The 12,508-nt window shown below is 67.9% G+C and carries 12 protein-coding genes; 3 read left to right on the plus strand and 9 right to left on the minus strand.

Annotated features, from left to right (window positions below; all coding sequences use genetic code 11):
* Positions 1-59: 59 nt before the first annotated feature.
* Together ABS64_RS07135 and ABS64_RS07140 are read right to left on the minus strand one after the other, a co-directional pair.
* The gene (locus tag ABS64_RS07135) at positions 60-923 is read right to left on the minus strand and encodes a DNA-formamidopyrimidine glycosylase family protein (protein WP_288119050.1); all 864 of its coding nucleotides are present in this window, start codon (positions 921-923) and stop codon (positions 60-62) included.
* Positions 924-963: 40 nt separating this feature from the next.
* Entirely contained in the window at positions 964-1,527 is a 564-nt protein-coding gene (locus ABS64_RS07140; protein ID WP_036288341.1) for a GNAT family N-acetyltransferase, read from the minus strand.
* A gap of 575 nt (positions 1,528-2,102) precedes the next feature.
* Here ABS64_RS07140 and ABS64_RS07145 point away from each other — a divergent pair.
* Entirely contained in the window at positions 2,103-2,708 is a 606-nt protein-coding gene (locus ABS64_RS07145; protein WP_231477183.1) for a DUF559 domain-containing protein, read from the plus strand.
* Between the two features lie 379 nt (positions 2,709-3,087).
* Here ABS64_RS07145 and trpS read toward each other — a convergent pair whose 3' ends face one another.
* The 7 genes from trpS to sdhC all read right to left on the minus strand — a co-directional run bounded on the left by trpS (position 3,088) and on the right by sdhC (position 9,867).
* Positions 3,088-4,092, minus strand: coding sequence for a tryptophan--tRNA ligase (gene trpS / locus ABS64_RS07150; protein WP_292682207.1), 1,005 nt, complete (start codon positions 4,090-4,092; stop codon positions 3,088-3,090).
* Between the two features lie 68 nt (positions 4,093-4,160).
* A complete protein-coding gene (locus ABS64_RS07155) occupies positions 4,161-4,994 on the minus strand; it encodes an exodeoxyribonuclease III (protein WP_036288350.1) in 834 nt (277 codons plus the stop codon).
* A 49-nt stretch (positions 4,995-5,043) separates the two neighbouring features.
* Positions 5,044-6,231 (minus strand): YihY/virulence factor BrkB family protein, encoded by a 1,188-nt coding sequence (locus ABS64_RS07160; protein WP_036288353.1) that lies wholly within the window; start codon positions 6,229-6,231, stop codon positions 5,044-5,046.
* Between the two features lie 77 nt (positions 6,232-6,308).
* Complete coding sequence (locus ABS64_RS07165; RefSeq protein WP_005048113.1) at positions 6,309-7,082, minus strand: succinate dehydrogenase iron-sulfur subunit; 774 nt, start codon at positions 7,080-7,082, stop codon at positions 6,309-6,311.
* Positions 7,082-8,911: a succinate dehydrogenase flavoprotein subunit gene (sdhA, locus tag ABS64_RS07170; RefSeq protein WP_061681833.1), complete on the minus strand. Its 1,830-nt coding sequence runs from the start codon at positions 8,909-8,911 to the stop codon at positions 7,082-7,084. Before sdhA ends, ABS64_RS07165 begins: the two co-directional genes overlap by 1 nt.
* A 51-nt stretch (positions 8,912-8,962) precedes the next feature.
* Complete coding sequence (locus ABS64_RS07175; protein WP_061681832.1) at positions 8,963-9,433, minus strand: succinate dehydrogenase hydrophobic membrane anchor subunit; 471 nt, start codon at positions 9,431-9,433, stop codon at positions 8,963-8,965.
* Entirely contained in the window at positions 9,433-9,867 is a 435-nt protein-coding gene (sdhC, locus tag ABS64_RS07180) for a succinate dehydrogenase, cytochrome b556 subunit (RefSeq protein ID WP_005048122.1), read from the minus strand. The genes ABS64_RS07175 and sdhC overlap by 1 nt, the downstream gene beginning before the upstream one ends.
* A 239-nt stretch (positions 9,868-10,106) precedes the next feature.
* Between sdhC and ABS64_RS07185 the strand changes: the two genes are divergently transcribed.
* Both ABS64_RS07185 and ABS64_RS07190 read left to right on the plus strand, forming a co-directional pair.
* Complete coding sequence (locus tag ABS64_RS07185; RefSeq protein WP_061681831.1) at positions 10,107-11,222, plus strand: mannose-1-phosphate guanylyltransferase; 1,116 nt, start codon at positions 10,107-10,109, stop codon at positions 11,220-11,222.
* Between the two features lie 162 nt (positions 11,223-11,384).
* A partial coding sequence (locus tag ABS64_RS07190; RefSeq protein WP_292682214.1) for a BMP family ABC transporter substrate-binding protein occupies positions 11,385-12,508 on the plus strand: 1,124 nt, incomplete at its 3' end.

Here is a 12,508-nt window from a genome sequence, read left to right on the forward strand (position 1 = left end):
GATCCTACTCAACGCCCCGACGACGTTTTCATTCCATGTCGGTCGCAAGGGACGCTGCGCTACTTCAGCAGCCGCGACAGCCGCCGGTCGGCGAGTAGCTTTCCGCCCGTCTGACAGGTGGGGCAGTACTCCAGTGAGTTGTCCGCGAAGAAGACGCTGCGCACTTCGTCGCCGCACACCGTGCACGCCTCGCCGCGCCGGCCGTGCACCGCCATGCCACGGCGCTTCGCGTCCTTCAGATCGGCGGGCGGCTTGCCGGACGCCGTGGCGACGGCATCCGTCAGGGTCGTGCGCATCGCGTCGTAGAGCCGGTCGACCTCGTCGTCGGCAAGACCGGCCGCCAGGGCGTAGGGCGACATGCGCGCGGCGTGCAGGATCTCGTCAGAGTACGCGTTGCCGATGCCGGCGACGATCGACTGGTCGCGCAGCACGCCCTTGATCTGGGTGCGCCGACCGGCCAGAAGGCCGGCGAGTGCATCCCGCGTGAACTCCTCCGCGAGCGGGTCGGGACCGAGGCGGGCGATACCGGGGACATCTTGTGGGTCGCGAGCGACGTAGACGGCGAGCGATTTCTTGGTGCCGGCCTCGGTCAGGTCGAATCCGGCGCCGTCGCCGAGGCGCACGCGCAGCGCGATCGGCGTCTTGCCCGGTCGGATCACCGTGTCGGGAACCGTCTCGTACCAGCGCAGCCAACCGGCCTTGGCGAGATGGAAGATGAGATGGATGCCGGCATCCGTCGCCAGGTCGACGAACTTGCCGTGGCGCCGGGCTTCACTGATGCGGCCCCCGACGAGGCCGTCGATGGGCGGGTCGTAGGTCTTGAGCGCCGCGATGTGGGCGACCGTCACCTTCGTGATGGTGCGTCCCGTCGCGCGCTCGGCGAGGAAGTCGACGAGACCTTGCACCTCCGGCATCTCGGGCATGGCCTCATCCTGCCACTGCGCCCCGACACCGCGTCAGGGGTCAGCCGGCGGCGGGCCACACCTGTGGGGCGCGCTCATCGTCGGCGAGCAAGCCCGCGATGAGGCCGTCGGCGCGCACGCCGGCTCCGTTGACGAGAGCGGAGCGTACCCGGCCCTCGTAGCGGAATCCGAGTCGCTGCGCGACGCGGTGCGATGCGGGATTGTCGACCACGGCGCGCCACTCGATCCGTTGCAATCCCAGTCCGTCCGAAGAAAAGCCCCAGTCGATCACCCTCTGCGCCGCCTCCACGACCAGTCCCCGACCGCGCGCGGCGGGCGTCATCCAGTAGCCCAGTTCGCCGGATCCCTGGCCGAGGCGATGCAGGCCCATCATGCCGGCGAGCATGCCGTCGTGGCGCAGCGCCCAGGTCGCCTCCGTCTCGGCATCCCACCAGCCCGCGACTTTGTCGACGAACCCCTCGGCGTGCGCGCGCTCGTACGGCGACGGCACCGTCGTGAAGCGTTGGATCAGCTCGTCCTGACAGGCGGCGTAGATCGCGTCGACGTCGTTCTCGGTCGGCAGCGAGAGCTCGAGTCGCGCCGTCCGCAGGGTCACCGGTTGCATGCCGCGAGCCTATCCGCCCGCGCGCGCGGTCTCCTGCCCGCCTGCCCGGGCGTGTACGGGTACGGGGACGGCCCGCGCCCGCAGCGGCTCGCGCCGACCCCGACGACGGCTCTCGCGATCCGTATTCAGTCTCGGAGGGATGTCACCTCCGCACGCGCCGCGAGTTGTTGCGGTCGCTCGAGTGCGACCCGGCGGCGGAGACTGAATACGGAACACCCCTATTGCGGCATCCGTCACCGCCAGAACGCACAGACATCCTCCCCACCTGCTGCCCGCCGCGGACTGTCCACTGATTGTCAGGGGCGGCTGCTTTCCGACCGTGCGATGACAAGGCTGGCGCGATGTTCGATGTGTGGACGCGGGCCGAGTTGCGCGCGGCAGGGATGACGAGCCGCGCGATCCGAGCGAGCCTCGAGGGCGGTCAGCTCGTCCGCGCAAGGAAGGGACACTACGTTCGCGGAGACGCGCCGGAGGCTCTGCGCAAAGCCGCGCACGTCGGGGGCAGGCTGGGCTGTCTCTCGCTCTTGTCCGAGTGTGGCGTGTTCGTTGCCGACTCGACCAGACTTCACGTCCATATGGAGCGCGGCGACAGCCGTATGCGTCCGGTCGTCGGGGGCGGTGCCTTGGGCCCGGCGGCGCAGCGCCGCGACCTGGTCCTGCACTGGCACGCCTTGACCGAACCGCCGACATCGGGTGCGGTCGACATCGTGGATGCTCTGTCGCACGCGATCCGCTGTCAGGAGGCGCGGTTCGCGGTGGCGACGTTGGATAGTGCCATCCACCTCGGCATAGTCGCGGTCGATCAGCTCGACCAGGTCTTCGGCGCGGTCCCGGCGCGTTTCAGGGCTATCCGGCCCTTCATCGACAGCCGTGCGGAAGCGGGAACGGAGACACTCGTGCGGCTCCTGCTTCGCCGGTGGGGCTGTGACGTCGATCTGCAGGTCAGCATCGACGGCGTCGGTCGTGTGGATCTGCTGGTGAACGGATGGCTGATCATCGAGTGCGACAGCAAGCAGTTCCACAGCGACTGGAATCAGCAGCGTGTCGACTACCAACGCGACCGCGCGCTCGCGGCGCTCGGATTCACCGTGCTCAGGCTGACGGCGGAGGACATCCTGTACCGGTTCGAGGACGTCGCCAGTGCGCTGCGCGGTCTGATCTTCGCCAATCGTCGCGGCTGACCTCTTCCACCGCGCGGCGCCCCCAGTCGTTCCGACCGTTCGGGTGCGCGGGGCGGTCTCGCCGCGCGGTCGGTATTCAGTCTGCCGCCTCGTCGCACTCTCGCACCTCGCAGACATCCGCCGGGTGCAACGCCCGGCGGATGCATCAGAGACTGAATACGGAACACCGGCGGCGTCGGACGCGCAGGAGCGTCGTGCGATGCGGGCTGGACGGGATCGCGGCGTGGACGGTGCAGCCCGGGTCGCCATATTCAGTCTGCGACGATTGTTGCGAGCGTGACGTGCGCGGAACATCGCAGTCTCGGAAAGCTCGACCACCATGCAGACTGAGTACGGGACCGTGGGCAAGCCTCGCGGCAACCGCAACCCGCGACGGTTGTCAGCGGCGGCGGAGGAGTCCGACCTTCGCGTACACGTCGGCGAGGGTCGCATCCGCGACCTCGGCGGCTCGGTCGGCGTTGGCGGCGAGCACGCGGTCGAGTTCGGCGGGATCATCGAGCAGCTCGAGTGCCCGCGCGCGGACGGGCCCGAACTCGTTCACGACCACCTCTGCGAGCCCCTTCTTGAAGTCACCGTAGCCGCGGCCCGCGTACTCGTCCTCGATCGAGGGGATCTGGCGTCCGGTGAGGGCCGCATAGATCACCAGCAGGTTGGAGACGCCGGGCTTGTTCTCCTTGTCGTAGCGGACCACGCCCTCGCTGTCGGTGACGGCACGCATGATCTTCTTCGCCGACACGGCCGGGTCATCCAGCATCCACAGCACACCGGCATCCGACTCGGCCGACTTGCTCATCTTGGCGGTGGGGTTCTGCAGGTCGTAGATGCGCGCGGTGTCCTGCTGGATCACCGGCATCGGCATGCGGAAGGTCTGGCCGTAGCGGGAGTTGAAGCGCTCTGCGAGGTCGCGGGTGAGTTCGACGTGCTGCTTCTGATCGTCGCCGACCGGGACGATGTCGGTCTGATAGAGCAGGATGTCCGCGGCCATCAGCACCGGGTACGTGAACAGACCGACGTTCGTCTGGTCGGCGCCGTACCGCGCGGACTTGTCCTTGAACTGCGTCATGCGGTTCGCCTCACCGAATCCGGTGATGGTCGAGAGCACCCAGGCGAGCTCGGCGTGGGCGCGCACGTGCGACTGCACGTACAGCGTCGACTTCGACGGTTCGATGCCGGCGGCGATGTACTGCGCCGCCGTGCGCCGGGTCTTCTCCCGCAGCTCCGCCGGATCGTTCGGCTGGGTCAGAGCGTGCAGATCGACGACGGAGAAGAACGCCTGGTACTCCTCCTGCAGGTCACGCCACTGCAGCAGGGCCCCGATGTAGTTGCCGATCTGGAGGGAGTCGGCGGAGGGCTGCATTCCGGAGTAGAGGCGGGGCCTGGTCATCGTCCCAGTCTAGAGAACGGATGCCGGGGTCCCGCCGCCCGCCGGGGCCGACAGCTCCGCCGGACAGTTCAGAACGCGTAGTCGGCGACCACGGGAGCGTGATCGCTCCACCGCGTGTCCCAGGAGGGCGCACGCACGACGCGATAGTCGACCACGCGTTCCGCGAGTGCAAACGAGGCGAGGTGGTAGTCGATGCGCCAGCCCGTATCGGTGTCGAACGCCTTGCCGCGGTTCGACCACCACGAGTAGGGGCCGTCGACCTCACCCGCCCACCGGCGTCCCACGTCGACCCAGCCGAGCCCCGTGCCGGTGGTGCCGTCCGTGCCGACGACCTGTTCGCCTTCGGGGCCCGTGAAGCGGTCGAAGTACGCGCGCTCGCGGGGCAGGAAGCCCGCCTTCTTGACGTTGCCCCGCCAATTGCGGATGTCGAGTTCGCGGTGACCCACGTTGAGGTCGCCCGTGATGAGGGCCAACTCGCCGAGCTTCGGCATCCGGGATTCCATCGCGTCGAGGAACGCGTATTTGGCCACCTGCTTCTCGGTGTCGGCTTCGCCGGTGTGGACATACGCGCTGACGATCGTCACCTTCTCGCCGGCGACGTCGATGTCGGCTTCGACCCAACGTCCGCGGGAATCGAGGGTGTCGTCGCCGAGTTCGATGCGCCAGATGTCGATCGGCTCGCGAGCCGCGATCGCGACACCGGCGCGACCCTTCGCCAGCGCTTCGTCGTTGACGATGTGCCACCCGGGCAGAGCGTCGGCGAGGTGCGTCGCCTCTCCGCGCACCTCCTGCAGAGTCAGCACGTCGACGTCGGCCGTCTCGAGCCACGGGAGCATGCCCTTCCGGGCGGCGGCACGGATGCCGTTGACATTGACGGAGGCGACGCGCAGGTTTCGGGGCACCCGTCAACCCTAACGAGCGCCGCCGACACGCGACGCGCCTCCGCGGCCCTCAGCCGAGGAGGCCGCGCGGGGGCGAGGGAGCGTCGGCCTCGACCCGCGCGAGGTCGTCTTCGGCGCGCCGGAGCTCACGCGTCTCGTGCCAACGCCGCCACCAGGGTGCTTCGGCGCGCGCGAGATGGGCGTCGCGCACGCGCACCCGCGCGGCGATCAGCAATGCGGCGTGCTCGCGACGCCGCTGCTCGTCCGCCGACAACTGCTCGATGGGCACGTCCGCGTCCTGCGCCGTGAGGGCGACCCATGACGCCGCGACGAGGATCACGATGCCCACCAAACGGAACCAGAGCAGGAATCCGACGAAGACCGAGAACGTCGCCAGCAGCGGGTTGGAGGGGGAGTAGGAGAGGAGGATTCCAGCCCCGTACTGGAGGACCACCATCGCGGCGCCGCCGAGTGCGGCGCCGGGGAGGATCAGCCGCCACCGTAACGAGGTTCCGGTGAGGAAGCGGATCAGCGCCCCGATGGCAGCGGTGTTGATCGCGAAGGCGACCGCCCCCGAGGCGATGCGGCCCGTCACCCACACCCAGTCCGAGTAGTCCGGCCACGGGAACAGCTGGAACAGCAGCTCGATCGCACCCGCAGCGACGCTGGCGAGGATCGCGCCGATCACCAGCGCCAGTCCGAACAGGGCGGCCGCGAAGAAGTCCCTGGCCTTCAACAGCACGTAACTGCGGGTGTCGAACGGCAACCCGAAGATGTCGCGCACGGCGCGCCGGGTGAACGTGACGAAGCCGATCGCCGTCCACAGCGCGGCGATGAACGCCACGGCACCCGTGACAGCGAGCACACTCGCCGACTCCTGCGCGATCTGGGCGACGTCGGCTTCGCTCACCAGCCCCTGGCCATCCTCGCGCCCGATGAGGCCCGGGATGTAGAGGTTGAGGATATGGATGAGTCCGGCGATGGCCTGAGTGCTGCCCCCGAGCCAGATGCCCACGATCGCGAAGCCGAAGTAGATCACGGCGAAGATCGCGAACAGGGACTGGTAGCTGATGGCCGCGGCGAGCAGGAACCCGTTGGCGCGCAGGAAATGACGCCATACGCGGATCGGGAACCACCCGAGCGTCTTGCGCGTGATCTCCGTCGCGCGCTCGATCGGCTCGTCCAGGCGCTCCCGCAGGGGCGACTGCTCCCAGCGCGCACGCCACGCGGCATCCGCGCGTTCCGACGAATCCGTCACCAGATCAGCGTAGCGAGAGCGGATGCCGGGGCCGTTACGGTCCCGGCATCCGCTCTGCTGGTCGGTGGCCGGCGGACTCAGCGACCGCCGCGCATGACGGCCTGCTTGACCTCGGCGATCGCCTTGGTGACCTCGATGCCGCGGGGGCATGCCTCGGTGCAGTTGAAGGTCGTGCGGCAGCGCCACACGCCTTCCTTGTCGTTGAGGATGTCCAGGCGCGTGGTCGCCGCGTCATCGCGCGAGTCGAAGATGAACCGGTGCGCGTTGACGATCGCGGCGGGGCCGAAGTACTGGCCGTCGGTCCAGAACACCGGGCACGACGAGGTGCACGCGGCGCACAGGATGCACTTGGTGGTGTCGTCGAAGATCTCGCGGTCGACGATCGACTGGATGCGCTCCTTGCCGGCCTCGGGCTTGCTGTTGGCGATGAGGAACGGCTGCACCTCGCGGTACGACGCGAAGAACGGCTCCATGTCGACGACGAGGTCCTTCTCCAGAGGCAGGCCCTTGATGGCCTCCACGTAGATCGGCTTCGAGATGTCGAGGTCCTTGATCAGCGTCTTGCAAGCGAGGCGGTTGCGGCCGTTGATGCGCATCGCGTCGGAGCCGCAGATGCCGTGGGCGCACGAGCGACGGAAGGTGAGCGAGCCGTCGACCTCCCACTTGATCTTGTGCAGCGCGTCGAGCACGCGGTCGGTCGGGTACATCTCGACGTCGTAGTCGACCCAGCGCGGCTCGCTGTCGGTCTCCGGGTCGAAACGGCGGATGATGAAGGTGACGAGGTACGACTGGATCGGGGCCTCACCGGTCGTCTCGGCGACGACGTCCTGCTCGACGATGGCGGTCGACATCAGTACTTCCTCTCCATCGGGGGGTAGTTCAACTCGCCCTTGTCGTTCTTGGTGAAGACGACCGGCTTCCAGTCCAGCTTGATGTGGTCCTCCGGGTCGGGCGAGTGCGGGTCGCCGGTGAGGTAGGCCATCGTGTGCTGCATGTACTGCTCGTCGTTGCGGTCGGGGTAGTCCTCGCGCATGTGGCCACCGCGGCTCTCGCGACGGTTGCGGGCCGCGTAGGCGACGATCTCGGCGAGGTCGAGCAGGAAGCCGAGCTCGACCGCTTCGAGCAGGTCGGTGTTGAAGCGCTTGCCTTTATCGTCGATGTGCACGTTCTTGAAGCGCTGGCGCAGGTCGTGGATCGTGCCCATGACGTTGGTCAGGGTCTCCTCGGTGCGGAAGACCTGGGCGTTGGCGTCCATCTCCTCCTGCAGCTTCTTGCGGAGCACGGCGATGCGCTCGGTGCCCGTGTTGCTCCGCAGGCCCTCGAGCATCTCGCGGACCTCCTTGGCGGGATCCTCCGGCAGCGGGACGAAATCGGCCGTCTGGACGTACTCGACGGCGTTTCGGCCGCTGCGCTTTCCGAAGACGTTGATGTCCAGCAGCGAGTTGGTGCCGAGACGGTTGGCGCCGTGCACCGACACGCAGGCGCACTCGCCGGCGGCGTACAGGCCGGGGACGACGGTGTCGTTGTTCTGCAGCACCTCGCCGTTGTTGGTGGTGGGGATGCCGCCCATCGCATAGTGAGCCGTCGGCATCACGGGCACCGGCTCGGTGACGGGGTCGACGCCAAGGTAGGTGCGGGCGAACTCGGTGATGTCGGGGAGCTTGGTCTCCAGCACCTCCGCACCGAGGTGGGTGCAGTCCAGGTACACGTAGTCCTTGTGGGGACCGGCGCCGCGACCCTCGAGGACCTCCTTGACCATGCAGCGGGCGACGATGTCGCGCGGGGCGAGGTCCTTGATGGTCGGCGCGTAGCGCTCCATGAACCGCTCGCCCGAGGCGTTGCGCAGGATCGCGCCCTCGCCGCGGGCGCCCTCGGTGAGCAGGATGCCGAGGCCCGCGAGACCGGTCGGGTGGAACTGGAAGAACTCGATGTCTTCGAGGGGCAGGCCCTTGCGCCACACGATGCCGACGCCGTCGCCCGTGAGGGTGTGGGCGTTCGAGGTGGTCTTGTAGATCTTGCCGAAGCCGCCGGTGGCGAAGATGACGGCCTTGGAGTGGAAGACGTGCAGGTCGCCGGTCGCCAGCTCGTAGGCGACGACGCCCGCGACCTGGGTGTTGCCGTCGGCATCCTTCACCGTGATGAGGTCGAGCGCGTAGTACTCGTTGAAGAAGTTGATGCCCAGCTTCACGCAGTTCTGGAACAGCGTCTGCAGGATCATGTGACCAGTGCGGTCGGCGGCGTAGCACGCACGACGCACGGGCGTCTTGCCGTGGTCGGCGGTGTGGCCTCCGAAGCGGCGCTGGTCGATCTTGCCCTCGGGGGTGCGGTTGAAGGGCAGACCCATGTTCTCGAGGTCGATGACGGCGTCGATGGCCTCGCGGGCGAGGATCTCCGCGGCATCCTGGTCGACGAGGTAGTCGCCGCCCTTGACAGTGTCGAAGGTGTGCCACTCCCAGGAGTCCTCTTCGACGTTCGCGAGCGCCGCCGCCATGCCTCCCTGCGCCGCCCCGGTGTGCGACCGGGTCGGGTAGAGCTTCGTGATCACGGCGGTGCGGGCGCCCGGGCCCGCCTCGATCGCGGCGCGCATGCCGGCGCCGCCGGCGCCCACGATGACGATGTCGAACTCGTGGTAGTAGACGCCGTCCTTGAGTACGGCTTCGGGATGCTGCTGGGTAGTCACGTCAGGGATGCCTTGTCTTCTGCGTCGTCATGAGCGTCGTGGTGCGCGCGCTCAGCGCGCGGCGCACATCTGGATGAGCCAGTCCGTCGTCGAGTTCTCCACGCCCAGGCACGGGTCGAAGGTGAAGACGACGAGGGTGCCGAGCACGATCAGGAAGCCTGCGGCGATCCACAGAGCCCACACCAGCACCTTGCGGGTGGTGGCGCCGACGACATAGTCGTTGACGATCGTGCGCATGCCGTTCGCGCCGTGGATGAGGGCGAGCCAGAGCATCAGCACGTCCCAGACCTGCCAGAACGGGCTCGCGAACTTGCCCGCGACGAAGGCGAAGTCGATGCCGCGGATGCCCTCGCCGAGCATGAGGTTCACGAAGAGGTGCCCGAAGATCAGCACGACCAGCAGCACGCCGGAGGCGCGCATGTAGATCCAGCCGATCTTCTCGAGGTTGGCGCCCTTCTTGCGCACCTGCGGGGAGCGCGGTGCGGGGATGGTCTGATCGTTGCTCGGGGTGAGGGTGGACATCAGTGACCGCCTCCGATGTTCGACAGCACGATGGGGATGTGGCGCGCGGCGAATCCGCCCACGGTCACGACCCACAGGCCCAGCACGCCCCACCACAGCTGGCGCTGGTGGCGGGTCGCCCACGGCCACAGGTCGACCGCGATGATGCGCAGGCCATTGAAGGCGTGGTAGACGATCGCCGCCACGAGGGCGACCTCGCCAAAGCCCATGATCGGGTTCTTGTACGTGCCGATGACCGCGTCGTACGCCTCGGGGGAGAGGCGGATCAGCGCCGTGTCGAGCACGTGCACGAGCAGGAAGAAGAAGATGGCGACGCCGGTGATGCGGTGCAGCACCCACGACCACATGCCCTCGTTGCCGCGGTAGAGCGTTCCGCGCGGCGTCTTGGACGTGGTCTGAGCTACCGACGGTGTGACGCGTGCTGGTGCAGACACGGTCGTCCTCCCTTGGTGTGAACGGACACCTCGGCACGGCGGGGGCTGACATCGGCCCCGGGGTTCACAACGGCACTGGACCCTCGGCGTCGCACACGGGCGCACTCTCATCCTAAGTCGGCGTTCGAGAGCAGGGCGACGAAGGCGAGCCTAAGTTCTCTCGATATCGAGAGATTCGGAACGAAACGGCCTTCTTCACGAAATCGGTCCGTCACGCCCGGCCCGGTAGCCTTGGCGGCATGGCCGATCCGATCGACGATTTCTACGCCGTGATTCCCGCCGGCGGTGTCGGCAGCCGCCTCTGGCCGCTGTCGCGCGCCGACGCCCCCAAGTTCCTCCACGACCTGACCGGATCCGGGCACTCCCTCCTGCGCGACACCTGGGACCGTCTCGCGCCTCTATCGGGTGCCGACCGCATCGCCGTCGTCACGGGGCGCGCTCACCGTGCCGCGGTGGAGGACCAGCTTCCCGGCATCCCCGATCGCAACGTGTTCCTCGAGTCCGAGCCGCGCGATTCCGCTGCGGCGATCGGTCTGGCGGCCGCGATCCTGCACCGACGCGAGCCGGACGTCATCATCGGATCGTTCGCCGCCGACCACGTGATCCGCGGCACGCGGGTGTTCGAGTTCGCCGTCCGTGACGCGGTGGAGGTCGCGCGCGAGGGCTATATCTGCACCGTCGGCATCTCGCCGTCCGAGCCTGCCGTCGGGTTCGGCTACATCAAGCGCGGCGGCGAGCTCATCGTCGACGGCGCGCGCGACGCGTCGCTCGTCGAGCGCTTCGTCGAGAAACCCGACCTCGAGACGGCGAAGCAGTACCTCGCCGATCGCGACTACCTCTGGAACGCGGGCATGTTCATCTCGCGCGCCGATGTGCTCCTGGCTGAGATCGAGGCGAACAACCCCGAGCTGCACGCGGGGCTGCTCGAGCTCGCCGAGGCGTGGGACGACCGCGAACGGCGGGGGCCCGCCGTCGACCGGATCTGGCCCAAGCTGCCGAAGATCGCGATCGACTACGTCGTGGCCGAACCCGCCGCCGAGAAGGGGCGCCTGGCCGTCGTACCGGGTCACTTCGACTGGGACGACGTGGGCGACTTCGCCAGCCTCGCCAAACTCAACAGCGGGGGACGCAAGAACGATCTCGCGATCCTGGGCGAGAACGCGCGCATCCTCTCCGATGCCGCGAGCGGCATCGTCGTCAGCCACACCAACCGCGTGATCAGTCTGATCGGGGTGAAGGACATCGTCGTCGTGGACACCGCCGACGCGCTCCTGGTGACCACGAGCGAGCACGCCCAGCGCGTGAAGGGCGTCGTGGACGCGCTGAAGCTCACCGGTCGCGGCGACGTCCTCTGAGCGCACAGCGCGAGGCAGGATGCCGCGTTCGTGTCGGCTTGATTGCGTCTTTGTAACCTTTCGCCCGCACCCGGGTGTGCAGCGTGCAAATCCCACGTCACAGTAGGTAACTTCGATCCGTGCGCCCGCGAAATCCGCGGGTCTATCAATGTGGAGGCTGCATTGACCATCTCGACCACCAAGAAGCTCGCCGGCATCACAGCTGCCGCGGGGCTCATCATCGCCCTGGCCGGTTGCGGCTCGGCCCCGACCCCCGCAGGCTCCGGCTCGGCCGCCGCCGGCGGCACCGTCGTGGACGGCTTCAAGCCCTGCCTCGTCTCGGACGCGGGCGGTTGGGACGACAAGTCGTTCAACGAGTCCGCCAAGAACGGCATGGACAAGGCCGTCGGCGAGCTCGGCATCAAGGCTGTCGAGTTCGAGTCGACCAACGACAACGACTACGCGCCGAACATGACGACCGCCATTTCTGAGGGCTGCACCCTGATCATCTCGGTCGGCTTCAAGCTCGCCGCCGCGACGGTCGCGGCCGCCAAGGCGAACCCGGCGCTGAACTTCGCGATCATCGACGACTACGCCGACACCGACTTCGACGGCAAGACGGACGCCCCGAACATCAAGCCCCTCGTCTTCAACACCGCCGAGGCGGCCTACCTGGGCGGCTACGCGGCTGCGGCGTGGTCGGCGCAGGCCGGCGTGAACAAGGTCGGCACCTTCGGCGGCATGCAGATCCCCTCCGTCGCGGTCTTCATGGACGGCTACGAGCAGGGCGTGAAGAAGTACAACGAGGACAAGAGCGCCAACGTTCAGGTCGTCGGGTGGGACAGCGCTGACCAGAAGGGCTCGTTCACCGGGGCCTTCGACGCCAACGACACGGCCAAGCAGACCGCGCAGGGCGTTCTCGACCAGGGCGTCGATGTCATCCTCCCCGTCGGTGGCCCCATCTACAAGAGCGCGGCGGCGGCCATCGCCGACAGCGGCAAGAACACCCTGATGCTCGGCGTCGACAGCGACCTCGCCGTCGCCGACCCGAACGTCGCCTCGATCACGCTCGTGTCGATCATGAAGGCGATCGACGTCGCCGTCTACGACGCGACGATCGCGGCTTCCAAGGGCGAGTTCGACCCGACTCCCTACGTGGGCACGTTGAAGAACGAGGGCGTCAAGCTCTCCAGCTTCCACGACTTCGAGTCGAAGCTGCCGGCCGGTCTCACCGACGACCTGAAGAAGCTTCAGGACGACATCGTCGCGGGGACCATCAAGGTCGAGTCGAAGAACTCGCCCGCCGG

Origin of the sequence: Microbacterium sp. SCN 69-37 (assembly GCF_001724435.1) — a bacterium.
Taxonomy (GTDB): Bacteria; Actinomycetota; Actinomycetes; order Actinomycetales; family Microbacteriaceae; genus Microbacterium; species Microbacterium laevaniformans.

Bases quoted from the DNA above. Each gene is read 5' to 3' on its own strand.
- ABS64_RS07135 (WP_288119050.1), bottom strand. From the start codon at position 923: ATGCCCGAGATGCCGGAGGTGCAAGGTCTCGTCGACTTCCTCGCCGAG.
- ABS64_RS07140 (WP_036288341.1), bottom strand. From the start codon at position 1,527: ATGCAACCGGTGACCCTGCGGACGGCGCGACTCGAGCTCTCGCTGCCG.
- ABS64_RS07145 (WP_231477183.1), top strand. From the start codon at position 2,103: ATGGAGCGCGGCGACAGCCGTATGCGTCCGGTCGTCGGGGGCGGTGCC.
- trpS (WP_292682207.1), bottom strand. From the start codon at position 4,092: ATGACCAGGCCCCGCCTCTACTCCGGAATGCAGCCCTCCGCCGACTCC.
- ABS64_RS07165 (WP_005048113.1), bottom strand. From the start codon at position 7,082: ATGTCGACCGCCATCGTCGAGCAGGACGTCGTCGCCGAGACGACCGGT.
- ABS64_RS07175 (WP_061681832.1), bottom strand. From the start codon at position 9,433: ATGTCCACCCTCACCCCGAGCAACGATCAGACCATCCCCGCACCGCGC.
- ABS64_RS07185 (WP_061681831.1), top strand. From the start codon at position 10,107: ATGGCCGATCCGATCGACGATTTCTACGCCGTGATTCCCGCCGGCGGT.